21 protein-coding genes are annotated in these 22,706 nt (G+C 58.3%); 13 read left to right on the top strand and 8 right to left on the bottom strand.

What is annotated here, in order from left to right:
* Positions 1–85 precede the first annotated feature (85 nt).
* The gene (locus RYA97_RS20885; RefSeq protein ID WP_117140305.1) at positions 86–1,366 is read left to right on the top strand and encodes a pectate lyase; all 1,281 of its coding nucleotides are present in this window, start codon (positions 86–88) and stop codon (positions 1,364–1,366) included.
* Positions 1,367–1,452: 86 nt separating this feature from the next.
* On the opposite strand, the gene RYA97_RS20880 is transcribed toward RYA97_RS20885, so the two are convergent.
* Complete coding sequence (locus RYA97_RS20880; protein WP_316886469.1) at positions 1,453–2,823, bottom strand: type III effector; 1,371 nt, start codon at positions 2,821–2,823, stop codon at positions 1,453–1,455.
* Between the two features lie 460 nt (positions 2,824–3,283).
* On the opposite strand from RYA97_RS20880, the gene RYA97_RS20875 reads away from it, so the two are divergent.
* Positions 3,284–4,228 carry a bestrophin family protein gene (locus tag RYA97_RS20875; RefSeq protein WP_316886468.1) on the top strand — a complete coding sequence of 315 codons (945 nt, stop codon included), beginning with the start codon at positions 3,284–3,286 and terminating at the stop codon, positions 4,226–4,228.
* Positions 4,229–4,414: 186 nt separating this feature from the next.
* Here RYA97_RS20875 and RYA97_RS20870 read toward each other — a convergent pair whose 3' ends face one another.
* The 3 genes from RYA97_RS20870 to RYA97_RS20860 form a co-directional block, all read right to left on the bottom strand.
* Positions 4,415–6,934 (bottom strand): ATP-binding protein, encoded by a 2,520-nt coding sequence (locus tag RYA97_RS20870; RefSeq protein WP_410478512.1) that lies wholly within the window; start codon positions 6,932–6,934, stop codon positions 4,415–4,417.
* Positions 6,935–7,270: 336 nt separating this feature from the next.
* On the bottom strand, positions 7,271–7,432 hold the full coding sequence (locus RYA97_RS20865) for a hypothetical protein (protein WP_316886467.1): 162 nt from the start codon (positions 7,430–7,432) through the stop codon (positions 7,271–7,273).
* Between the two features lie 108 nt (positions 7,433–7,540).
* Entirely contained in the window at positions 7,541–8,458 is a 918-nt protein-coding gene (locus RYA97_RS20860) for a LysR substrate-binding domain-containing protein (RefSeq protein ID WP_005735171.1), read from the bottom strand.
* 188 nt (positions 8,459–8,646) lie between these two features.
* Between RYA97_RS20860 and RYA97_RS20855 the strand changes: the two genes are divergently transcribed.
* The 8 genes from RYA97_RS20855 (at position 8,647) to RYA97_RS20820 (ending at position 16,490) form a co-directional block, all read left to right on the top strand.
* On the top strand, positions 8,647–9,396 hold the full coding sequence (locus RYA97_RS20855) for an SDR family NAD(P)-dependent oxidoreductase (RefSeq protein WP_004656170.1): 750 nt from the start codon (positions 8,647–8,649) through the stop codon (positions 9,394–9,396).
* Between the two features lie 100 nt (positions 9,397–9,496).
* The gene (locus tag RYA97_RS20850; RefSeq protein WP_005778230.1) at positions 9,497–10,798 is read left to right on the top strand and encodes an MFS transporter; all 1,302 of its coding nucleotides are present in this window, start codon (positions 9,497–9,499) and stop codon (positions 10,796–10,798) included.
* 18 nt (positions 10,799–10,816) lie between these two features.
* Positions 10,817–11,665 carry a transketolase gene (locus RYA97_RS20845; RefSeq protein ID WP_005743283.1) on the top strand — a complete coding sequence of 283 codons (849 nt, stop codon included), beginning with the start codon at positions 10,817–10,819 and terminating at the stop codon, positions 11,663–11,665.
* Positions 11,662–12,681, top strand: a complete 1,020-nt coding sequence (locus tag RYA97_RS20840; protein WP_005743282.1) for a transketolase family protein — start codon at positions 11,662–11,664, stop codon at positions 12,679–12,681. Before RYA97_RS20845 ends, RYA97_RS20840 begins: the two co-directional genes overlap by 4 nt.
* A 48-nt stretch (positions 12,682–12,729) precedes the next feature.
* Positions 12,730–13,683, top strand: coding sequence for an alpha/beta hydrolase (locus RYA97_RS20835; protein WP_010201869.1), 954 nt, complete (start codon positions 12,730–12,732; stop codon positions 13,681–13,683).
* 143 nt (positions 13,684–13,826) lie between these two features.
* Positions 13,827–14,312 (top strand): AAA family ATPase, encoded by a 486-nt coding sequence (locus tag RYA97_RS20830; protein ID WP_005743279.1) that lies wholly within the window; start codon positions 13,827–13,829, stop codon positions 14,310–14,312.
* Between the two features lie 204 nt (positions 14,313–14,516).
* Positions 14,517–16,262: an OPT family oligopeptide transporter gene (locus tag RYA97_RS20825; protein ID WP_057405395.1), complete on the top strand. Its 1,746-nt coding sequence runs from the start codon at positions 14,517–14,519 to the stop codon at positions 16,260–16,262.
* Positions 16,263–16,328: 66 nt separating this feature from the next.
* Complete coding sequence (locus RYA97_RS20820) at positions 16,329–16,490, top strand: DUF2986 domain-containing protein (RefSeq protein WP_004656149.1); 162 nt, start codon at positions 16,329–16,331, stop codon at positions 16,488–16,490.
* A gap of 216 nt (positions 16,491–16,706) precedes the next feature.
* On the opposite strand, the gene RYA97_RS20815 is transcribed toward RYA97_RS20820, so the two are convergent.
* From RYA97_RS20815 to hmpA, 3 genes are all read right to left on the bottom strand, one after another.
* Entirely contained in the window at positions 16,707–17,333 is a 627-nt protein-coding gene (locus tag RYA97_RS20815) for a glutathione S-transferase family protein (protein ID WP_057405394.1), read from the bottom strand.
* Positions 17,334–17,460: 127 nt separating this feature from the next.
* Positions 17,461–17,877, bottom strand: a complete 417-nt coding sequence (locus RYA97_RS20810; protein ID WP_057405393.1) for an ester cyclase — start codon at positions 17,875–17,877, stop codon at positions 17,461–17,463.
* An 88-nt stretch (positions 17,878–17,965) separates the two neighbouring features.
* Positions 17,966–19,153 (bottom strand): NO-inducible flavohemoprotein, encoded by a 1,188-nt coding sequence (gene hmpA, locus RYA97_RS20805; RefSeq protein WP_057405392.1) that lies wholly within the window; start codon positions 19,151–19,153, stop codon positions 17,966–17,968.
* A 309-nt stretch (positions 19,154–19,462) separates the two neighbouring features.
* Between hmpA and RYA97_RS20800 the strand changes: the two genes are divergently transcribed.
* Positions 19,463–20,884 (top strand): sugar porter family MFS transporter, encoded by a 1,422-nt coding sequence (locus tag RYA97_RS20800; protein ID WP_002552378.1) that lies wholly within the window; start codon positions 19,463–19,465, stop codon positions 20,882–20,884.
* Positions 20,885–20,933: 49 nt separating this feature from the next.
* Here the strand turns inward: RYA97_RS20800 and RYA97_RS20795 are convergent, their stop codons facing one another.
* Complete coding sequence (locus RYA97_RS20795) at positions 20,934–21,554, bottom strand: LysE family translocator (protein WP_016980452.1); 621 nt, start codon at positions 21,552–21,554, stop codon at positions 20,934–20,936.
* A 163-nt stretch (positions 21,555–21,717) separates the two neighbouring features.
* On the opposite strand from RYA97_RS20795, the gene RYA97_RS20790 reads away from it, so the two are divergent.
* Entirely contained in the window at positions 21,718–22,197 is a 480-nt protein-coding gene (locus RYA97_RS20790; RefSeq protein WP_005778217.1) for an Lrp/AsnC family transcriptional regulator, read from the top strand.
* Between the two features lie 98 nt (positions 22,198–22,295).
* On the top strand, positions 22,296–22,676 hold the full coding sequence (locus RYA97_RS20785; protein WP_005778215.1) for a glyoxalase superfamily protein: 381 nt from the start codon (positions 22,296–22,298) through the stop codon (positions 22,674–22,676).
* Positions 22,677–22,706: the final 30 nt, after the last annotated feature.

Here is a 22,706-nt window from a genome sequence, read left to right as displayed (position 1 = left end):
GAACTGACAGGGACGCGGCGACCGACGCTGGTAAATCCGGAAGACGACGCTGGTTCATATGTCCACCCCATCGAGGTAAAACATCATGAGCATCGGTATCACCCCCACACCCTACCAACCCACGTCAGCCGCGCTGGACTTCTCGGCGCTGAGTGAAAAAAGCCCGCAGACAAACACCTTCCACGATGAGAACGCCCCACAGGCCGTAGACGCTGGTGCCATGCTGTTCAACAGCGCCGCACCGAAAAACGTCAGTTTCGGGCAACCTGACAACAGCGTGCAGAGCCCGCAGGATGCCAACAACACAGCAAACCCCGAGTCCAACCTCATCAAGCTGTTCAGTGCATTGATTGTTTCACTGCTGCAGATGCTCATGAACCTTAATAAAAAACAGGACACAGATCAGGACTCGAGCGAGTGGCAGGACCCTTTTCAGAACAATGGCGGGCTCGGTACGCCTTCAACCGATAGCGGGGACAGCGGTGACGGCAGTACGCTAGCCGCAACGGGCGATGGCGGCGGCGATACACCCACTGCAACAGGTGATGGCGGTGGCGATACGCCGACTGCAACAGGCGGTGACGGCGGCGACAGCCCTGCACCCACTGCAACAGGTGGCAACACGCCTTCTGTCGAAGGCAGCAGCGAGAACGATGATGGCGTAACACCGCAAATCACACCGCAACTGGCCAACCCCAACCATACCTCAGGCACGGGTCCGGTTTCGGATACAGCGGGCGCCAACGACCAGGCAGGCAAGGTCATTGTGGTGAAAGACACCATCAAAGTCGCTGCCAACACAGTCTATGACGCACACGGCGCAACCTTCACCGCCGACAAGTCGATGGGTAACGGAGACCAGAGCGAAAACCAGAAGCCTTTGTTCGAACTGGCAGAAGGCGCCACCTTGAAAAACGCTAACCTGGGTGAGAACGAAGTGGATGGCATACACGTGAAAGCCAAGGACGCCCAGCAAGTCACCATCGATAACGTGCACGCCGAAAACGTCGGGGAGGACATGATCACCGTCAAGGGCGAGGGAGGCGCAAAGGTGACCAATCTGCAAATCAAAAACAGCAGTGCTGAAAACGCAGACGATAAGGTTGTCCAACTTAACGCGAACACTCATTTGAACATCGCTGGTTTCGAAGCCAACAATTTCGGAACGCTGGTTCGCACCAATGGTGAAAAGCAGTTTGATGACATGAATATCAAGCTGGACGGTGTAGACGCTAATCACGGCAAGTTCGCACTGGTAAAAAGCGACAGCGAAGACCTGCAGCTGGAGACCAGCAACATCGCCATGACCGATGTCAAACATGCCTATGATAAAACCAAGGCCTCGACCCAACACACAGAGCTTTGAATCCCAACCGGACAGCTGGAAAAAAGGGGTGGCCTCACTCGTTGAACCCACCCCTTTTTACCGTCTAATTGCAACTTACAGTTTGCTTACGACCGCCCAGGCTGAAACGGTGTTTCACTTGGAGACGCCGCAATACCACCCTCTTCGATATCCGCTTCACGAGCGGGACGATGACGCAGGTTATTGACCGTGTTGCGCAAGCTGGCACCGGTATTGACGAGCGCTTCCCCGCCTTTGTCTTTGACGGTTTTCGCCAGTTTTACGCTCTGGTCGGCGACATAGCCTGTCGTACTGGACGCAGTCGACTTCACCGTGTCCTGTATGAACGACTCGGCTTTTTTAACCGCAGGGTCAGTCGCCAGTGCAGCGGTGGTCCAGCCTGCGAAAACGCCTGCCGAACCCGCCAGGTTGGTCAACTGACTGACCGCAGCACTGGTCGCCGGATGGGTAATGTTTTTCGTCGCCATCTCCTGCAACTTGCCTACCCCTGCGAAACCGCCCGCCAAGGCAACACCGTTTTGTACCAGACTGGTTGCCGAGACCAGACTTCTCACCGCCTTGAGCCCGTCAGTCGCGATGTCCAGTGGCAGGCCGGCCATCCGCTTGCCAGCGTTAAGCGCCGCACCTGAGTAGCTGGCCGACTTGATCGCGTTGTAAGCATCGAGCCAGTCGGTTTCTTCATTCAGATCAGCCTTGGGCTCTTTATCCTTCAGGCCGAGCACGAATGCACCACCACGCAGGTGATCGCGCGACTGCACACTGAGCATGCGGTTGCCAAAGCCTGCGTTGGCAGCCAGACCACCCGCCGTCGACACGCTGATGTCAACAGCACTCTGGACTGCCGGTCTGGACGCCAGTGCCGGCGCCAATACCGTGCGTACTGCGTTGCGCGCCGAGTACGTTTGCACCGCAATCCCCATGTCCACAACCTGCCTGCCAAGCCCTGGCGAGTGGCGTTTCACGGAAGTAGCCATCGCATCATGGAGCCTGTCCGGCGAGGTGCTCAGATAATGCAGATCACCCGTCGCGCGATCCATCATCTTGGTGCCCACCTGGTCCATCGCTCCCGACAGCGCCCCGGAAATAAAAGGGGTTAGCGGCTTGAGTGGAGCAGGTAGCCAATCGCCCTTGTTAATCGCCGGTTGCATGTACTGAAGCACCGAAGCCGCGGCAAATGGCGTGGCCCGTAACGCGCTTGATGCGGTAGTCGCCAATCGGTCGAACTTTTCCGCCTTGGCAAATGTTTCTCCGATGCTTGCACGGGTTTCGCCCTGCTCGCTCAAACGCCTGGCGCGTGCATCGATCAGCGCATCGATCTGCTCGTTATGAGCATGAATGGCAGCGTGGTCCTCCAATGAGTCGGTCAACGGCAATTTGTGTGCAGCGAACACATGATCCTTCAGGTAATCAGTAATCGCATGCAGATTGTCCTGCGCACCGGAGCTGACGGACCGCACAGAACTGGAAGCAAGAGACGCGTCAGACGCGGTTCGAAAGCTCTCCATCTCAATACCAGGCGGTTGTGGGGCGGATCGGTTGATGTGCATGGAAATTCCCTCTCGGTCTACGGAGTTTGAACAGCAAAACGCTGAGGCGGGCTTGTCCGGAACGAGTAGTTGCGCGAAAGCAATGCAGCGAAGTGTCGATCAAACAACGCCAGAAACAGCGAAACGTCCGGCTACCCGCCAATTGAACAGGATCGACAAAGGCTGTGTGGTCCCGGATCCGTTGACGGTTCCAGTGCATGACCTGTGCATGCCGAACTCAAAGGCTCCAGCCGAAACAGCACAGCAAACCGTGTTGAAGATTACGCACCTGGAAATTAAGCGGGCTTTAAGGCAAGCGGCGTAAGTTCGCGGCATAGCGTGTTCAATGAACATGCACAGCCTTTTTCCAACCCAGCAAGGGAGTGCCGTAATGACGGGTCTTTTCGAAAAAAAATGGCGGTGCATCAGCAGAACAGTGACCTATGTTGGCTGGTCGCTGTTCTGGCTTCTGCTCTGGGACCTGGCCGTGACCATGGATGTCATGCTGATCGAAGGCAAGGGCATCGATTTCCCGCTGATGCCTCTCACGCTGCTTTGCTCGGCATTGATCGTGCTGATCAGCTTTCGCAACACAAGTGCCTACAACCGCTGGTGGGAAGCGCGTACGTTGTGGGGCGCGATGGTCAATAGCTCACGCAGCTATGGCCGCCAGGTGATTACCTTGATTGAAGGTAATACCGATGATCGCAACAACCCGGTGAAAGAAGTGCTGTTTCATCGCCACGTGGCCTACCTGCGGGCACTGCGGGCCCATCTCAAAGGCGATGTCGGCACCGCAAAACTCGACGGACTGTTGTCGGACGCCGAAATTCGTCGGGCCTCTGATAGCAATAACTTTCCCAATGACATTCTGAACGGCTCGGCGGCCATCATCTCCGAAGAGTTTGCAGCGGGACGCATCGACAGCATTCGTCTGGCGCGACTGGAGTCGACCATGGTCGAACTGTCCAACTGCCAGGGCGGCATGGAACGCATCGCCAACACACCTCTGCCCTACCCGTACGTCTATTTTCCGAGGCTGTTCAGCACCTTGTTCTGCGTCATCATGCCACTGAGCATGGTAACCACCCTGGGCTGGTTCACCCCGGCGATATCCACAGTAGTCGGCTGCCTCCTACTGGCAATGGACCGTATCGGCACCGACCTGCAAGCGCCCTTCGGCAGCAGTCAGCACCGGATTCGCATGGAAGACTTGTGCAACACCATCGAAAAAAACCTGCGTTCGATGTTTAGTGCGCCGGAAAAGCAGCTGCTGTGGACAGGCTCGCAAAGCGAGGACGGTGATGCTTGGAAAGCGCATCGGCTGGCCGTTTGAGGGGCGGATATAAGCGCTAGCGGCCAACCCTGCAAATTTTCACAGCCCAAGGAGGTTTAGAGGCGTAGCGTCGATGATCATCCCGTCGGCAGGTGTGAGGCCGTAGCCTGGGATGAGCGGCACATCATTGACTGCCAAAGCCGAGCTGACAGGAACGACGGCCTTCACCCCGTGCTCTGGCGAAGGTCAGGGTGCCAAGCCATAAGCTTCTGACGCGGGGCCGCCGCCCTTGCCGTGAAGCGGGGCAAGGCATGCTGCAAGTTCGCTTTTGCGAAACGGCTTTGTGAGCCGCGGAAGATCCGGATCAAGGCCCTCACGTTCGGCATACCCGGAGACCAGAAGAACCGCGGTTCCAGGCCTTGAGGAGCGGACCACTCGGGCCAGATCGGTCCCGTTGATACCCGGCATGAGGTGGTCAGTGATCAGCAGATCAAATGCCTGCCCGTTGGCTATCAGTTGCATGGCCTCTTCACCTGACCCGGCCTCGATCACGCGGTAACCCAGCTCGGCCAGCATGTAACAGGTGCTTGCCCGTACCAGTTCCTCATCGTCGACCAGCAGCGCGATCCCGCGCGTCAATTGCGGCTCTGACGCCTCGACAATGTGCAAAGCCGCTGCTGGCACGGTCATGCTGCGCGGCAACCACAGCTCCACTTTCGTCCCGAAACCTGGCGAACTCTGAATCGTGAGAGCACCGTTCAATTGTGATGCCAGCCCATGCACCATCGAAAGACCCAGACCAGTCCCTTTGCCGACACCCTTTGTGGAGAAGAATGGCTCCACCGCTCGGCCAAGCGTGACAGCATCCATGCCAGTGCCCGTATCTGCGACGGTTAAACAGAGGTATTCGCCTTTCGGCAGCTTCGAACGATGCCCATCGCCGACCAGCACCGTGCCGGCAGATATGCACAGCGTGCCGCCCCCGATCATCGCGTCACGCGCGTTCACGGAAAGGTTGAGAACAGCCATCTCCAGCTGGTTTTGATCGGCAATGGCAGCGGGCAGATTTTCTGGAGCGTCGACGACAACTTTGATTTTCGGCCCGGCCGTTCTGGCCACCAGATCGCCCATATCGCTCAGCAATTTGGCCACATCGACCGGAACCGTCTGCAAAGGCTGACGGCGCGCGAAAGCTAGCAGTCTCTGTACCAGCGTCTTGGCACGCTCCGCCGATTGCATTGCGCCCGAGATGAGACGTTGCTCTCGATCGCCACCCACGCCACGTCGCAGGAGCAGATCGAGCGTACCCACAATGGGCGTGAGAAGGTTATTGAAGTCATGCGCAACGCCGCCGGTAAGCTGCCCCATTGCTTCCATCTTCTGGCTCTGGCGCAGCGTCTGCTGGACCTCCTCGCGCTCGGCGATGGCCTGGACAATTCGCCTTTCAAGGGTGTCGTTAAGCTCCCTCAACTCCTCCTCGGCGGCCTTGCGAGCAGTGATTTCGATTGCGGTGCCGGTGACGCGCAAACAGACACCGGCTGCATTGAACACCCCGCGCCCCTTTGCCGCGATCCAGCGAACGACGCCGTCCTCTCGGCCAACCGTGCGGTAGTCGACCTCGTAGAGCGCGCGACGCTCTGGATCTGCGGCCGCCAGGAAGGCGTCGATCGTCGCATCACGATCCTCAGGGTGCAAACCATCATAAAAATCTTGCAACGTGACTTTCACGTTAGCCGAGATGCCGAACATCGCCTTGGTTTGTGAAGGCCAAACCAGCGTGTCATGAACCAAATCCACGTCCCAGAAACCCACATCGGCGTGGTCGACGGCAAGACGCAATCTCGACTCGCTGATACGGATCGCGGAATCCGTTCGTGCACGGTGAACAATCAGTCCGACCGTATGAGCCACGAAGTTGATGATCTCAATATCCGCTGGCAATGGCTCACGCAGCTCACGGTGGTACAGGACGAACGCACCGAGCAGTGCGCCCTGCGCCGAACGGATAGGAACCGACCAGCAGACGAGCAGCCCATGTCCGACGGCCAGATCACGAAACTCGCTCCAGCGTGGGTCGATCATGATGTCGGCCACTGCCATTAATGCGCTCTGATAGCACAGGAACGGGGCGACAGCAATGGCTTTGAGAGCGTCAGTGTAAGCGTCAGGCAGACTCGGGCCGGCACAATGCTCCACGTGCTCCATGTCTTCATCCAGGAGCACGATGCTCCCCACGAATCCCGACGTTGACAGCGCTTCCACTTCGCGGACGATTGCATCCAGGGTAACGTTCAGGGTTGTTACTTCTACAGCCAGCTCCAGGATTCGATTCTGAGTGGTCCTTAGTGCCGCCCCGCGATTGCGTGCCTGGGTCAGGCGCGCATTCTCGATTGCGATGGTTGCCAGTCGCGCCAGACTTTCCAACAGTTTGATCGTATCGGGATCATGATCGCGAACATCGGACCAGTAAGCGCCAAGCGCCGAGAACGGAACAGGTCTACCGATGGGCACCATCACGAGGCTTCGGACAAAGGTCGGCGCGTAAGCGTCCTGCGGGATGCGTGGATCGAGCCAAACGTCACGGATCGCAACCGTCTCACCATGACGCATCGTCCAACCAGATACACAATGGTCAATCAGGAAGCTCTGTCCTTGCCAAAGGGGAGAGACCGCATCTTCGGCTACATAAGAACAGCGGCCTTCATTTTCAATGACGACCGCAATGCCCTCCGCGCCTACCGCAGCGCGCGCCGTGTCCCTCAACACAGCGACGACCTCCTCCACCGAGGCCGCACAGGTCAGTCTCTCGCTGGCACTCAGCATATGAGACAGGCGGTCATCACCGATCAGATCCTTGGGGACATTAAGCAAACGGATCTCCCAACGGCCGCAGAATCCTGTTCCGCGGCGTGGTTCAAATTGAAGGAGTAAAAGAGAGACTGAAGCGCGCCTCTCTTTTCACAATTGTCGAATTTCAGTCTCTCAGAAAAACGATTATCAAGCATCACCGCTGCGGTATTTTGCGACCGGTAGCACTTAGCCATGATTTTTTTCCCCGCGAAGGGCAGCTTTGGGCCGGCTGTGTTGAAAAAACTGGTTTTCTCAAACGGGCTGATCATTGGTCGACGACTTATTCAACAGAATCGGTAAAAACTGTCTTTCGCAGGCGCGATCTTGTTGCACAAAGAGTCTTGCAATGGCGGCACCGATGCCTTGAGCCGCGCCGGTAACGACTGCGGTCCTGGAAACCAGTTTATTTTCCATAAATGATGACATCTCCATGGTGAGGCTTATTCAGACCGCATGAGAATGAGGCCATGCCCTATGCCATGCTCACGCTTGGCAAAGAGGCTAAAACATAAGCGGGGCGGCTCAAAACACAAACCCCTGCCCTAACTCATGCTCCATCCATTCAAGAAATCTTCTGACTCTGGGGAAGCCGGAATGGGCCTTGGGAAAGACCAGATGATGCGCTGCAACCGGTGCAGTCAATTCTTGAGGCGCAACTTCGATCAGTTCGCCAGTGCCCAGATACTTTTGCGCCAGCAAGGTGCTTTCCAGCGCAAAACCCAAGCCGTGACTGGCGGCTTCCAGCGTCATGTACGAACGGTCGAAACTCAGCGCATAAGGCTTTTCCGGGCGAGCCAGTCCATGCCGGGCAAACCATTCGGGCCATTTGAGCAACGTGGCTTCGGAGAGAATCAATTCGCGGTCGAGCAAGTCCGCTGCGCTGTGCACCGGGCGACGCGCCAGCAGTTGCGGAGACGCCAGCACAGCGAACTTCTCGTCACGCAGGGTGCGCACTTCGTAGCTCGGCCAGTTTGGCCTGCCATGACGGATATCGACATCGATTTTGTCCCGGCTGAAATGCAGCGACTCATAAGAGCACGACAGGTTGATCTGGATATCCGGGTGGCTTACCCGAAACGCCTCCAGCCTCGGCATTAGCCAGAGCAGCCCGAAACTGGGCGCGGAATGCAGGCGCAAGCAATCGAGACTGACATCGCTTGCCGCACGTTCGGTCGCGACGGCAAGGCTGTGCAACACCCCCGAGACATCTTTCAGATACTGCTCGCCGACCGGCGTGAGCGTGACACCGCGCGCGGCCCGGACGAACAATTGCCGTCCGATCAAAGCCTCCAGTCTGGCCAGTTGGTGACTGACTGCCGAGGGTGTCAGGTCCAGGACCTCGGCTGCTCTGGCCAGATTGCCGAAGCGGGCAGTCTGTTCGAAGGCCTGAAGCGCTTTCAGCGGTGGCAGGCTCAGAGGTGCATCGTCATCAGGCTGCATGAACACTCCGATGTGTCCGATTATTCGAGTTTCATGCATTCAACCACTGGTACTGCGGATTGACGAGAGGTGAATTTTTTTCAGCACCCAGTGATTTTTGCGGCATTGCTCAGAACCGGCACCGGGAACACTCTGAAGTCATCGATCACCCGAATTGAACCCAACAACAATAATCAGAGGTAAACCTCATGCTTCTTCAAGGCAAAATCGCAGTCATCACCGGCGCGGCGTCGGAGCGCGGTATCGGTCGCGCAACCGCGGTCACGTTCGCCCGCCATGGTGCACGCGTGGTCATTATCGATCTGGACGAATCCGCTGCACGAGATGCCGCTGCCGCGTTGGGTGAAGGCCACTTGGGCCTGGCAGCCAACGTCGCCGATGAAAAACAGGTTCACGAAGCCGTCAGCAAAATCATCGCGCACTACGGTCGCATTGACATTCTGGTGAATAACGCGGGTATCACACAGCCCATCAAGACTCTGGACATCCGCCCTGGCGATTACGACAAGGTGCTCGACGTCAGCCTGCGCGGCACTCTGCTCATGTCGCAAGCGGTGATCCCGACCATGCGCGCCCAATCCTCGGGCAGCATCGTCTGCATGTCTTCGGTTTCCGCCCAGCGTGGCGGGGGCATTTTCGGTGGCCCTCACTACAGCGCAGCGAAAGCAGGCGTGCTGGGGCTGGGCAAGGCGATGGCACGTGAATTCGGGCCGGATCAGGTGCGTGTCAATTCCATCGCCCCCGGCCTGATTCATACCGATATCACCGGCGGTCTGATGCAGGATGAGCGACGCCACGCGATCATCGACGGCATTCCGCTAGGCCGCCTGGGCGCAGCGCAGGACGTGGCCAACGCCGCGCTGTTTCTGGCCAGCGACCTGTCGTCCTATCTCACCGGTATCACGCTGGATGTGAACGGCGGCATGCTGATTCACTGACCGCGTGTGGACGGGCTGGCAAACAGCCCGTGTTTGTTCTGGATCGACGATACGCCGGGCGAATGCCTGGCGGTCTATAAAAACAAGAGATCAGACCATTATGATAACCACCATGACCCTCGACGCGGTGTCGACCACGCGCGCCAATGCCTACCGCAAGACCGCCTGGCGACTGATGCCGTTCCTGATGCTGTGCTACCTGTGCGCGTACCTGGACCGTGTCAATGTCGGCTTCGCCAAGCTGCAGATGATGAACGACCTGTCGTTCAGCGAGACCGTCTACGGCCTCGGTGCCGGCATGTTCTTCATCGGCTATTTCCTCTGCGAAGTGCCCAGCAACCTGATCCTTCATCGCGTCGGGGCAAGACGCTGGATCGCCCGCATCATGATCTCCTGGGGCATCATTTCCGCCCTCTTCGCCTTTGTCGAAACCGCCTGGCAGTTCTATGCCCTGCGCTTTCTGCTCGGCGTGGCGGAAGCCGGTCTGGCACCGGGCCTGCTGCTGTACCTGACGTACTGGTTCCCCTCTTATCGCCGCGCGCGCATGACCGTGCTCTGGTTCATCGCCATCCCGCTGTCCGGCATGATCGGCGGTCCGCTGTCGGGCTACATCATGACCCGCTTCGCAGGCGTTCATGGCTGGGCCGGCTGGCAATGGATGTTCGTCCTTGAAGCGATCCCGACGGTGATCGTCGGCTTGTTGGTACTGAGCTATCTGAAGGATGGCGTGCATCAGGCGACATGGCTGTCTGCTGAAGAAAAGGAATTGGTCAACAAGGAACTGCAAGAGGACAACAGCCAGAAAGTAGTACACGCGTCGGTAGGCGCCTTCATTCGCGACAAGCGTCTGTGGCTGCTGGCGTGCATCTACTTTTGCGTGGTGATGGGCCAGTACGCGATCACCTTCTGGCTGCCGACGCTGATTCGCAACGCAGGCGTTTCCGACCCGCTGCACATCGGCCTGATGACCAGCCTTCCCTACCTGTGCGCAATCGTCGTGATGCTGCTGATGGGGCGCAGCGGCGACAAGCATCGAGAACGCCGCTGGCACCTGGTAGGCCCGATGATCGCAGGCGCTCTGGGGTTAAGCCTGGCAGCGCTGTTCGGCGGCAATCTGCTGCTGTCGGTGCTCAGCCTGTGCATCGCCGCTGCGGGCATTCTTTCGGCGTCCTCCATGTTCTGGATGCTGCCTACCACGCTGCTGGGCGGAGTATCGGCGGCCGCCGGGATTGCCGGGATCAACAGCTTCGCCAATCTCGCGGGCTTCTGTTCGCCCTACCTGATCGGCTGGATCACCACCACGACCGGCTCAAGCGCCATCGGCATGTACCTGATTACCGGCGTGCTGTTCATCGGCGCCTATCTGGTGCTGCGCATCCCTGCCGCCTCGGTCAATCGTTGAGTCAACGGAGTAATCACCATGACAGCCACTACTTTATCTGCGCCTTCAACCTCGCTGGCGCAGCGTGCCCATAACATTCGCCGGCACGCATTACGCATGGGCCAGGTTCAGGGCCAGGGTTATGTCGGACAGGCACTGGGCGCTGCGGACCTGCTCGCCGTGTCCTATTTTCACGCGCTGAACTATCGGCCTGAAGACCCTGAATGGGAGCAGCGCGACCGCTTTTATCTGTCGATCGGCCACTATGCCATTGCGCTGTACGCGGCATTGATAGAGGCGGAAATCGTCCCGCTCGATGAACTGGAAACCTACGGCTCGGATGACAGCCGTTTGCCCATGTCCGGGATGGCGACTTACACCCCCGGAATGGAAATAACCGGCGGTTCGCTAGGTCATGGTCTGGGCATTGCGGTAGGTGCCTGCCTGGGGCTGAAGCGCAAGGCCTCAAGATCTTTCGTTTACAACCTGCTGTCGGACGGCGAGCTGAACGAAGGCTCGACCTGGGAAGCGGCCATGTCCGCCTCGCACTGGAAACTGGACAACCTGATCGCGATCGTCGATGTGAATAACCAGCAGGCCGATGGCCACTCCAGTGAAGTGCTAGCTTTCGAACCCATCGTGGATCGCTGGCAGGCGTTTGGCTGGTTTACCCAGCGCGTCGACGGCAACGACTTGAACGCACTGGTCGCAGCCTTCGACGCGGCCCGCCAACACGTCGGCGCTCAGCCCAGGGTCATCATCTGCGACACGAAAATGGGCAAGGGCGTGGCGTTTCTGGAAACCCGTGAAAAGACCCACTTCATCCGCGTGGATGAGCACGAATGGGACGTCGCACTGAACAACCTCGACGAGGGGAAAACCGTATGAGCTCTGCCAATAACACCTCGGCTCCGTCCGTTGCCCCGAAGAAAAAACTCACTACCTCGGCGATGATCGCGTCCATCGCCTCCGAGGGTCAGGCCACCCGCCCGGCTCCGTTCGGTCATGCATTGGCGGCGCTCGCGGAGCAACGTCAGGATATCGTCGGGCTGTCGGCTGACCTGTCGAAATACACCGACCTGCATATCTTCGCCAAAGCGCACCCTGAACGTTTCTACCAAATGGGCATGGCCGAACAGTTGCTGATGAGCGCGGCTGCGGGCATGGCTCGGGAAGGCTTCGTACCGTTTGCGACCACTTATGCGGTGTTCGCCTCGCGTCGCGCCTACGACTTCATCTGTATGGCGATTGCCGAGGACAACCTCAACGTCAAAATCGTCTGCGGCCTGCCGGGCCTGACCACCGGCTACGGCCCCAGCCATCAGGCCACCGATGACCTGGCGATCTTTCGCGCCATGCCCAACCTGATGATCGTCGACCCCTGCGACGCGCTGGAAATAGAACAGGCGGTCCCTGCGATCGCAGCGCATCAGGGCCCGGTGTACATGCGCCTGCTGCGCGGTAACGTGCCCTTGGTGCTGGACGAATACGGTTACACATTCGAGATCGGCAAAGCCAAGACCCTGCGCACCGGCAACGACGTGCTGATCATCTCCACCGGCCTGATGACCATGCGTGCCCTGGAGGCGGCCAAGGCACTCCAGGCCGACGGTATCGATGTTGCGGTGCTGCACGTGCCGACCATCAAGCCGCTGGACGAGCAGACCATTCTGGCGGAAGCCAGAAAACCGGGCCGTCTGGTGGTGACCGCCGAAAACCACTCGATTATCGGCGGGCTGGGCGAAGCAGTGGCGACGGTGTTGCTGCGCAATGGCGTTACACCGACCTTCAGGCAGATCGCCCTGCCGGACGCTTTTCTCGACGCTGGAGCGCTGCCTACACTGCATGATCGTTATGGCATTTCCACGCCCGCCGTCTGTACGCAAATCAAGGCGTGGCTTTAAGCACTGACAGGCGCAGGGGCTTATTTCCCTGCGCCTCGGGAGCACGTATTGAACGCCGATGAATTACTGGACCCGGCCTATCGTTGGTTCATGGACGAGCCGTCGAGCAACTGGACGCTGCACACCCTTGCCGACATCAGGGCTCGCGTCAGCGCCTCATGGGCAACCGCCGCCACCAAGCGCGGCGAGCAACACTGGACTTCCTCCGATTCGGACAACGGCGTCAGGTTATGTCTTTATCGTCCGGACCTTTCGCTCTCTCACTCTGGACTCCCCGTCATCCTGTATATCCACGGTGGCGGCTTTGTTCTGGGCAGCCCGGAGATGGCCGATGATTACCTCGCAGAGCTAGCCGTCGAGCTCAAGGCAATCATCGTCGCTGTCGATTATCGGCTCGCCCCCGAGCATCCATTCCCGATCCCGCTGGAAGACTGTTACGCAGCGCTGGAGTGGATATTCAACCACGGGCCGACGCTGAGCATGAACACCGGTAACCTGGTGATCATGGGCCACAGCGCCGGCGGCGGGCTTGCTGCCGCGCTCGCTCTGCTGGCAAGAAACAAAGGGCTGCGGACAATCGCCGGTCTGGTGCTGATCTACCCCATGCTCGATCACCGCACTGGCGCGCCTGACGCTCCGCCAGCCAACCCGACTACCGGCACTTTCAGCTGGTCGCGCCAGGCCAATCATTTTTGCTGGGAAAGCCTGCGCGGTGCCTACGCACTGGACGATGATCGCAAGACCCTGTTCTCGCCCGCACTGGCCACCGACCTGAGCGATCTGCCGCCCACTTTCATCTGCGTTGGCGCACTCGATCTGTTTCTTGAAGAGGACCTGGCATTCGCACTGACCCTGTCGCGTTCGGGAGTGCCTGTTGAAATGCACGTCTATCCAGGCGTGCCGCATATGTTCGATCAGTTGCCAGGCGAGCAGACCGGGCAGGCGACGCAAGATATTGCCCGCGCCGTGCGCAGGATGATTGCCGCAGGGTTATGCGACTAGAATGACGCGCATGTTGCGGTGACGATCGCGAGTGCCATTTCAATGATGCGCTGAATGTGCTTGGCTGAGAGGCTCCCGCAGGGTCACGGCCTCGCCTCTGCTCAGGAATGCACACCTTACGACTGGAAAAGGGACACGCCTTGATGCTCGCCACGAAACTTCACCTGCTGTGCGGCAAGATCGCATCCGGTAAATCGACACTGGCAAAATCAATCGCGACCGAGCATTCAGCGATCCTGCTCAGTGAAGATCAATGGCTCTCTCGGCTCTACCCTGACGAGATCAAATCAGTGGCGGACTACGTGCGTCTGGCCCATCGGATTCGCGACATCATCGGCCCTCTGGTCATCGACATGCTGAAGTCCGGCATGTGCGTGGTTCTGGATTTCCCAGCCAATACGCTTGCAGACCGCCAATGGCTTCGCAGCCTGGCTGAAGACGCTCAGGTTAAGCATCGACTGCACTATCTCGATGTGGAAGATGATATTTGCCTTGCCAGACTGCATGCTCGTAACGAAACAGCAGAGCATGAATTTGCGGCTACAGATGCGGAGTTCAGGCTGATCACGCGCTACTTCCAGACTCCACACACTGACGAGGGGCTGGATATTCTGGTTCACCGCCTGTAATTCATCAGAGGGCGCGTGGCGATGTCCTTCCAAGAGTCTGATTTCTGATGCTCCCGCAACAGGCACCCTGCGTAGCCGGTCGGCAAAGATCGGGACAAACGGATGCCTTAACGCCACTCCACAACGAAGCCTGCCATATGAACCTTCGGCCGATATGACGCTCACTTTATAGGTTGCCTTGTCTCATTGCCGAAAGGAACTCGCATGCTTTCAACCTCGCCATCGATCCCTCTTGCCAGTCCTGTCGAGCGTGAACTTAGTCTGCGCGCGGTCATTACCGGGGTCGTGCTCGGTATCCTGTTGACACCTTCCAATGTGTACGCCGGTTTGAAGATCGGCTGGTCGTTCAACATGTCGATCATTGCGCTGTTGATCGGTTATGCGATCTGGCAAGGGCTGTCGAAGCGCGCCTCCGGGCAGCTGCCGTGGACGCTGCATGAGAGCAACATCAATCAGACGGTCGCCTCGGCCGCTGCGTCGATCATTTCCGGCGGGCTGGTCGCGCCGATTCCGGCTTATACCTTGCTGACAGGCCAGCAATTGGACGCCATCCCGATGATCGCTTGGGTCTTTTCGGTGAGCTTTCTGGGGATCTGGATTGCCTGGTACTTGCGTCCATCACTGCTCAACGACAAGTCGCTGAAGTTTCCCGAAGGCATGGCCACTCTGGAAACCCTGCTACACATCTACAACCATGGGCGCGAAGCCGCAATACGCTTGAAGGTGCTGCTCAGCACCGCGTTGCTGTCTGCGCTGGCCAAGTGGGTCGACACGTTCATATGGGCCTTCCCGCGCTGGTCGCCGAGCGCTCACCTGGAGCGTCTGACCTTTACCGCCGACCCTTCGCTGCTGCTGGTGGGGTTTGGCGCAATTATCGGCATTCGCGTCGGCATTACCCTGCTGCTCGGTGCTCTGCTGGCCTGGGGCGGCGTGGGGCCGTGGCTGCTGGAACAGGGGCTGGTGATATTACCGGCCGACAGCAGCGGCCCGCAGTTCGCAGCACTGGTGGAATGGTTGCTGTGGCCGGGTGTAAGCCTGATGGTCTGCTCGACCCTGGCTTCACTGGCGATTCGTTTGTGGGCACTGCACAAATCCACCAGAGCCAGTGGCGGGACGACGTGGTCAATGCCAAAGGCAGGGCCTGCCGCCGGTTTCGTACTGGCGATCATATTGGTCGTTAGCCTGCAGGCGCTGTTGTTCGGCATTAACCTGTGGATGGCGTTGCTGACCATTCCCCTGGCAATCTGCCTGGCGGCCGTGGCGGCTCGAGTGGTCGGTGCCACCGGCATTCCTCCCATTGGGGCAATCGGGCAGTTATCCCAACTGAGCTTCGGCATCGTCGCGCCCGGGCAGGTGCCGATCAACTTGATGAGCGCCAACACGGCCGGAGGTTCTGCCGGGCAATGCACGGACCTGATGAACGACTTCAAGGTCGGCCGGGCGATTGGTGCCACGCCGCGTAAACAGTTGATCGCCCAGACACTGGGGATTTTCGTCGGCAGCATCGTCGGCGTCCTGGCTTACATGGCGCTGATCCCGGACCCGCAATCGATGCTGCTTACCGAGGAATGGCCCGCCCCGGCGGTGGCCACCTGGAAAGCCGTCGCGCAAACGCTGACCCACGGCCTGGATTCATTGTCAGCGAGTATCCGCTGGGCAATTTTCATCGGCGGGCTGGCGGGGTTGTTGCTGGGCATCCTCGACAGCACGTTACCCGCCCATCGCACCCGGTACATGCCGAGCGCCGCCGCCCTGGGCCTGGCTTTTGTCCTGCCAGCCTCAGTATCTCTGATGATGGCCCTTGGCGCGGTGCTTACCTGGCTGGTGAACTGTCGCTGGCCGTCCCTTACAGAACGCTTCGCCATTACCGCAGCGGCAGGCCTGATTGCCGGAGAGAGCATCACCGGTGTCGGGGCGTCGCTGTGGCAGATGGTTGGAAACGTAGGGTAATCGACGCGTGTATGAGCAGATATTCCAGCTGGTATCATCCACGCATCTGCAAGCGAGTTGAAGAGCATGAATCGTCGTAAAAAAATACAGCAGCTACTGAAAGCCCACGCAAAAAAGGCCAGCGCAAAACTGGCCCCGCAGAGCAAGGCCAAATACATCAGCAAGGCCGACCGCTTGAAGCTGGCGGCCGAAGCGGATCAGGATTCGGTAAGCCTGTCCGAAGGCTGACCAGCAACGTACGCGCCTTGGCGACGCAGAGCGTGCGGAACGATAACCGCAACTATCGTGCGGCGCTCTGCGTCGCATGCCTTTCTGGACGCTCTGCGTCCTCTTGCGACGCAGAGCGTCGAGAACTGCGTTCCCACGCTGGAGCATGGGAACGAGAGGTGTCCGGGAGAACACTTCTCGTGACTATGCGCGGCGCCAGCGCCTCAGGCATGGCGGTTACTTGGCGAAAGAATATTCCCCACCCTGCTCCAAAGCCTTGCGGTACGCAGGCCTGCTCTGCAGTCTTTCAACCCACGCCGTCACATTCGGGTACGGCTGCAGCATTTCCTGAGCCTTGGCGAATTCGCCAATGAAGCTCATCTGAATATCCGCGCCACTCAGATCTTCTCCCAACAGATAAGGCGTCAACCCCAGAGAGTCGTTCAGGTAACCCAGATAATTGGCCAGCTCTGACTGGATTCGCGGATGCAGCGGTGCGCCAGCGTCACCCAGACGTCCTACGTACAGGTTGAGCATCAGCGGGAGAATGGCCGAGCCTTCCGCGAAATGCAGCCATTGCACGTACTCATCGTAGGTAGCGCTGGCAGGGTCCGGTTGTAGTCGGCCATCGCCATGACGGCGGATCAGGTAATCGACAATGGCACCTGACTCGATGACAACATGAGGGCCATCTTCAATAACCGGTGATTTGCCCAGCGGATGGACAGCCTTGAGTTCAGGCGGCGCAAGATTGCTTTTCGGGTCGCGCTGATAACGCTTGATCTCGTAGGGCAGGTCGAGCTCTTCAAGCAGCCACAAAATGCGCTGCGAACGTGAGTTGTTCAGGTGGTGGACAGTGATCATGTCGGGCTCCGCGGGGTGAAAGTGTCTAGAAAAGACTGCGCTGCCACCGGGGAGTGCCCTGAAATGCTGTTACTTCGACGAGCGTGCCGGAAAGACTGCGCTGATGAGCTAGGCACCGATGAAAATTTCAGGCGCCTCTGTCACTGGAGCCGGCCGCTGGCTCGCCACGAAGTTCTCGCTCCACTGCGGCTTTATCAATGACCGACCAGACGCTGACAATCTTGCCGTCGCTGAATGTGTAGAACACGTTTTCAGAAAAGGTAATACGCTGGCCATGCGCATCCAGCCCCAGAAATCGCCCCTGCGGCGAGCAGTTGAATATCAGGCGGGCAGCAACCTGTGACGCCTCAACCACCAGCAAGTCGATGTTGAAACGCAGGTCAGGGATAATCCTGACGTCGTTTTCCAGCATCGCCCGGTAGCCGACCACGCTGATCCGCTCGCCGTTGTATTGCACATCGTCGTCGACGAAATCGCCGAGATCCTGCCAGCGGCGTTCGTTAAGACAGGCGATGTAAGCTCGATATTGCTCGGCCAGATTCATGGTGCGCCCTCCTGTTCAAAAAATACTTGAAGCAGCCTTTTTAAGGGGATGCTTCAAAAGATATGCGCTTCTGCGCATCTGAATGCGCTCAGGCCAACGCCTCGGCCGGACCAAAAAACTCATAATGGCTCTGCCGGTCCGGAACACCCAGCTCGTGCAGCGCGCGCTTGATGAACACCATGAACGGCTTCGGACCAAGAAAGTAGGCCTCGACATCCGTGTCCTCCGGCAACCATTGCTGCAGATGCTCCGTCGAAGCAAGCCCCGTCACGGTATTTGCCGGTACATCACCGGCCGTAGCTTCGCTGTAAACCACGTGCGCCGCAAACTGCGCATATCGCTCGCGCCAGCCATCAATGACCGCCTGGAACGCCTGCACGCTGGCATTACGCGCGTAGTGGATAAACACGACGTGTCGGCCACCTGCCTGCAACGCCGCTTCCGCAATGGCCAGCGTCGGGGTGATGCCGACACCGCCGCTGATCAGTACCAGCGGTTTGCTGCCTTCGATAAGCACGAACTCGCCAGAGGGCGGGAACAATTCTACGGTGTCGTCCACTGCGACCTGATCGTGCAGGTAGCCGGACGCAACGCCCCCCTGCTCTCGCTTGACGCTGATGCGATAGCTCACACCGTTGGCAGGCGCAGAGAGCGAGTAATTTCTACGAATTTCTCCGCCTTCGGTGTTCAACCGGATACCGATGCACTGACCGGGCTTGTGCGCGATGACCGGTTTACCATCAACAGGCTGCAGGTAGAACGACATGATCTCGCTGCTTTCCGGCACCTTGCGAACAACCTTGAACAGCCGTCCGCCACGCCAGCCACCCGGTGCTGCGGCGATGCTTTCATACACATCGCGCTCGGCATTGATCAGCATGTCAGCCAGTTGCTGATACGCCGCAGCCCATGCATCGATCACTGCATCCGTTGCGATCTCTGCGCCCAGCACCTCGCGAATGGCGCGCAGCAGGCAGGCACCGACAATCGGATAATGCTCCGGCAGTATCTGTAGCGCGACATGTTTGTTGACGATCTGCGCCGCCAGCGACCCGAGGTTTTCGAGGCGATCAATATTGCGCGCGTACATCAACACCGCATTGGCCAGCGCCCGTGGCTGTGCGCCATTTGCCTGGTTGGCCTGATTGAACAGCGGACGAACCTGAGGATAGTCATTGAGCATGATGCGATAGAAATGAGTGGTCAGTGCCTCCCCGCCTGTTTCAAGGATCGGTACGGTGGCTTTAATGATGTCGCGATGAGCAGTGCTGAGCATAATCAATTCCAGAGTGAGCAGTTTCGTTACTGGAGTCAGAGCAACGCGCGTGCCAGATAAAAACTGCTTTGGCATCAATGAATAGCAGATTTTTAAGTCAAAAAGACCTAGTCTTATTGACCAATATCAAGAAAATTTTGGTCATTATGACCAGATCAAGTTAATCGTTTCAGCCATCCTCGCACGCAGAACGCATTCAAGAATTCAATCCCGACCGGGTTTGTAGGGAACTAGCGCGCAACACATCGCCCTAAGCCTGACATCTACGTACTGGCGCGACGCTGGTTTCAAACGAAGGACTTCAGATTCATGTCTTCAAGTAGCACCTCAGCAGCGGCCGATCCGCAAGGTCGGCAAAGCGCTTCACCGAATCGACTCATTTTTATATCCGTGCTCGTGGCCACCATGGGTGCGCTGGCGTTCGGCTATGACACCGGCATCATCGCCGGTGCATTGCCTTTCATGACGCTACCCACCGATCAGGGCGGGCTGGGCCTGGATGCCTACAGCGAAGGAATGATCACCGCCTCACTGATCGTCGGCGCTGCGTTTGGCTCGCTTGCCAGCGGCTACATCTCCGACCGTTTCGGACGCCGTCTGACCTTGCGCCTGTTGTCGGTGCTGTTCATTGCTGGCGCACTGGGCACGGCCATTGCGCCTTCCATTCCGTTCATGGTCGCTGCGCGCTTCCTGCTGGGTATCGCGGTGGGTGGCGGCTCGGCTACGGTGCCGGTGTTCATTGCCGAAATCGCCGGACCGTCGCGGCGTGCGCGACTGGTCAGCCGTAACGAACTGATGATCGTCAGCGGCCAGTTGCTCGCCTACGTTCTAAGCGCGGTCATGGCCGCTCTGCTGCACACACCTGGCATCTGGCGCTACATGCTGGCCATCGCCATGGTGCCGGGAGTGTTGCTGCTGGTCGGTACATTCTTCGTACCGCCGTCGCCGCGCTGGCTGGCGTCCAAAGGCCGCTTCGATGAAGCGCAGGATGTGCTGGAGCAACTGCGCACCAACAAGCAGGATGCGCAGCGCGAAGTGGACGAGATGAAAGCGCAGGACGAGGAGGCTCGTCATCGCCCGAAAGCCAGGGAGTTGCTGCGTCAGGGCTGGGTCATCAAGTTGTTGCTGATCGGCATTGGCCTGGGCTTTACCGCGCAGCTCACAGGCGTTAACGCCTTTATGTACTACACCCCGATCATTCTCAAGAATACCGGCATGGGCACCAACGCCGCGCTGACCGCCACCATCGGCAACGGCGTGGTATCGGTTATCGCGACCCTGCTCGGCATTTGGGCGATTGGCCGTTATGGCCGTCGGCACTTGTTGATGACCGGACTGGTGATGGTCATCCTGATGCAGGCAGCGCTGGGTTGCGTGTTGCAATTCATGCCGCAGAACCTGACCCAGAGCTACACCGCCCTCGCCTGCATTCTGGTGTTCCTGCTGTTCATGCAGATGTGCATCTCGCCGGTCTACTGGCTGCTGATGTCGGAATTGTTCCCGATGCAGGTGCGCGGATTGCTGACCGGCACAGCGGTATCGATGCAATGGCTGTTCAACGCATCGGTGGCATTCACCTTCCCGATTGCAGTCGATACCATCGGCAACCCGACGTTCTTCATCTTTGCGGCCATCAACGTCGGCTCGTTGATATTTGTCTTCCTGTGCCTTCCGGAAACCAAAGGCAAATCGCTTGAGCAGATCGAGAAGCATCTGAAGAAGGAGCTGTAACGGCTGACCGGATGAGGCCATCAACGGCCTCATCTACCCTCCAGGCAGATCAGCGCACCAGCATCGACGCTGCCGCCGCTACCATGATTGCTGCCGCACCGCGAAACAGTTTTCTCTGGGCGCGCTCGCTCGACAATAAATGTCGAATGCGCAATGCGGCAAATATGAATACTGCACCGACGCCAAGCAACACCAGCACGGTCAACGGCACCAGAACCAGCCCCCACGTCTGCAAAGAAACCGTTTCGAGATTGATGACCAACGGTAAAAGCGCCAGATAAAAGGCAATGGTCTTGGGGTTGCCCAAGGTGATGGTCAATCCTGAAGCGGCCGCAGACAGCAACTCTTTTTTCTTTGCTGATTTTCCGATTTCTATGGCTTGATGGTCTGCGAACCAGAACTGCCAGGCCAGGTAGCACAGATAAATCGCGGCCCCCCAACGCACGACCTGAAACAACGCATTGAAGTGTTCGGCAATCATGGCAAGGCCAAATACTGCAAATGACAGATAGGTCAGATCCCCCAGGATGAGACCGGCCAGCAGGCAGAAGCCTGACAGCGCACCGCCACTGACACTGCGCGCAACCAGTGCAGCCATGCCAGGGCCGGGAATGGCTGCGGCAATGCCCAGCGCTGCCGAGTACGTAAGAACCTGAGTCAGATCCAGCATGTAGCACTCCTTGAAATGTAACAGCCAGCTTGAATACAGAGCCTGCTCAAGCTCCATGTTCAAAAATACTACGCGCTTGAAGCCGGAAAAAATCACCTGTTCTTACTGGCTGCGCGGCTGAAACCGGTATAAGTTTCCCCATCCAGGAGGAGTAACGGTATTTATGACCTCACCGACGTTAAGCTCGATTGATATGAGGATCCTCACGGCCCTGCAACAGGACGGCCGGATCACCAATCAGACCCTGGCCGATCAGATCGGCATGTCTGCCTCGCCCTGCTGGCGACGGGTCAAACAACTTGAAGAGCATCGCTATGTGCTGGGTTACAAAGCGGTGCTGGACCGTCGCAAGATCGGGCTGGGTGTCATGGTGTTCATTCGGGTCAGCATCGACTCTCACAGTGAAGCCGAGGCAAGAAAATTCGAGCAGGAAGTCATGCAACTGGAGAACGTCGTGGCGTGCTACAGCATCGGCGGAGATGCCGACTTTCTGCTTCAGGTGGTGGCACGCGACCTGGATTCGTTTGCCGACTTCGCCATGACGGTGGTCAGAAGGCTGCCCGGGATTAAAGAGATGCAGAGCATGTTCGTCTTGAAGGAGATAAAGCCTTTCGTCTCATTTCCGGTCAAACCTGCGGCCTGACCGCATCAGGCTTAGGCCCTGGATGGCAAGTTCGGGTCAGCAAACATGCATCACCTGTAAACATCAAACAATCGATCGTTTTCAATAAAGGAATAGTCATGTCCACGACCGAGCAAGCCACTGTGACTTTCGACAGTGCCATCCCGATCCTGCGGATGTTCGACGAACGCAAAGCGCGTGAGTTCTACCTCGACTTTCTCGGTTTCAGCGTCGAATTCGAGCATCGTTTCGAGGCCGATCTGCCGTTGTATCTGGGGATCAGCCGCAACGGGCTGCATTTGCACCTTTCTGAACATCACGGCGACGCCTGTCCGGGGGCTGCAGTGTTTATTCCCACTCAAAACATCGAGCAATTGCGCGATGAGCTGCTTGGCAAGCAGTACGGTTATGCACGACCCGGCATTGTTCAGCAGGGCTGGGGCCAGGTACTTGAAGTCTGCGATCCGTTCGGCAACCGCATCAGGTTCTGCCAGAGTTGAGGCAAACGCATTAACGTCAGCGGAGACCGA

Origin of the sequence: Pseudomonas syringae group sp. 26L6, assembly GCF_032587815.1 — a bacterium.
Lineage (GTDB): Bacteria > Pseudomonadota > Gammaproteobacteria > Pseudomonadales > Pseudomonadaceae > Aquipseudomonas > Aquipseudomonas amygdali.
The sequence above is the reverse complement of the archived record's forward strand: the minus strand, read 5'-3'. Positions and strand labels throughout refer to the sequence as shown.

What these genes read in the sequence shown, in the direction of transcription:
- RYA97_RS20885 (WP_117140305.1), top strand. Translation starts at nt 86, where the DNA reads ATGAGCATCGGTATCACCCCCACACCCTACCAACCCACGTCAGCCGCG.
- RYA97_RS20875 (WP_316886468.1), top strand. Translation starts at nt 3,284, where the DNA reads ATGACGGGTCTTTTCGAAAAAAAATGGCGGTGCATCAGCAGAACAGTG.
- RYA97_RS20865 (WP_316886467.1), bottom strand. Translation starts at nt 7,432, where the DNA reads ATGGAAAATAAACTGGTTTCCAGGACCGCAGTCGTTACCGGCGCGGCT.
- RYA97_RS20860 (WP_005735171.1), bottom strand. Translation starts at nt 8,458, where the DNA reads ATGCAGCCTGATGACGATGCACCTCTGAGCCTGCCACCGCTGAAAGCG.
- RYA97_RS20855 (WP_004656170.1), top strand. Translation starts at nt 8,647, where the DNA reads ATGCTTCTTCAAGGCAAAATCGCAGTCATCACCGGCGCGGCGTCGGAG.
- RYA97_RS20850 (WP_005778230.1), top strand. Translation starts at nt 9,497, where the DNA reads ATGATAACCACCATGACCCTCGACGCGGTGTCGACCACGCGCGCCAAT.
- RYA97_RS20845 (WP_005743283.1), top strand. Translation starts at nt 10,817, where the DNA reads ATGACAGCCACTACTTTATCTGCGCCTTCAACCTCGCTGGCGCAGCGT.
- RYA97_RS20840 (WP_005743282.1), top strand. Translation starts at nt 11,662, where the DNA reads ATGAGCTCTGCCAATAACACCTCGGCTCCGTCCGTTGCCCCGAAGAAA.
- RYA97_RS20830 (WP_005743279.1), top strand. Translation starts at nt 13,827, where the DNA reads ATGCTCGCCACGAAACTTCACCTGCTGTGCGGCAAGATCGCATCCGGT.
- RYA97_RS20825 (WP_057405395.1), top strand. Translation starts at nt 14,517, where the DNA reads ATGCTTTCAACCTCGCCATCGATCCCTCTTGCCAGTCCTGTCGAGCGT.
- RYA97_RS20820 (WP_004656149.1), top strand. Translation starts at nt 16,329, where the DNA reads ATGAATCGTCGTAAAAAAATACAGCAGCTACTGAAAGCCCACGCAAAA.
- RYA97_RS20815 (WP_057405394.1), bottom strand. Translation starts at nt 17,333, where the DNA reads ATGATCACTGTCCACCACCTGAACAACTCACGTTCGCAGCGCATTTTG.
- RYA97_RS20810 (WP_057405393.1), bottom strand. Translation starts at nt 17,877, where the DNA reads ATGAATCTGGCCGAGCAATATCGAGCTTACATCGCCTGTCTTAACGAA.
- hmpA (WP_057405392.1), bottom strand. Translation starts at nt 19,153, where the DNA reads ATGCTCAGCACTGCTCATCGCGACATCATTAAAGCCACCGTACCGATC.
- RYA97_RS20800 (WP_002552378.1), top strand. Translation starts at nt 19,463, where the DNA reads ATGTCTTCAAGTAGCACCTCAGCAGCGGCCGATCCGCAAGGTCGGCAA.
- RYA97_RS20795 (WP_016980452.1), bottom strand. Translation starts at nt 21,554, where the DNA reads ATGCTGGATCTGACTCAGGTTCTTACGTACTCGGCAGCGCTGGGCATT.
- RYA97_RS20790 (WP_005778217.1), top strand. Translation starts at nt 21,718, where the DNA reads ATGACCTCACCGACGTTAAGCTCGATTGATATGAGGATCCTCACGGCC.
- RYA97_RS20785 (WP_005778215.1), top strand. Translation starts at nt 22,296, where the DNA reads ATGTCCACGACCGAGCAAGCCACTGTGACTTTCGACAGTGCCATCCCG.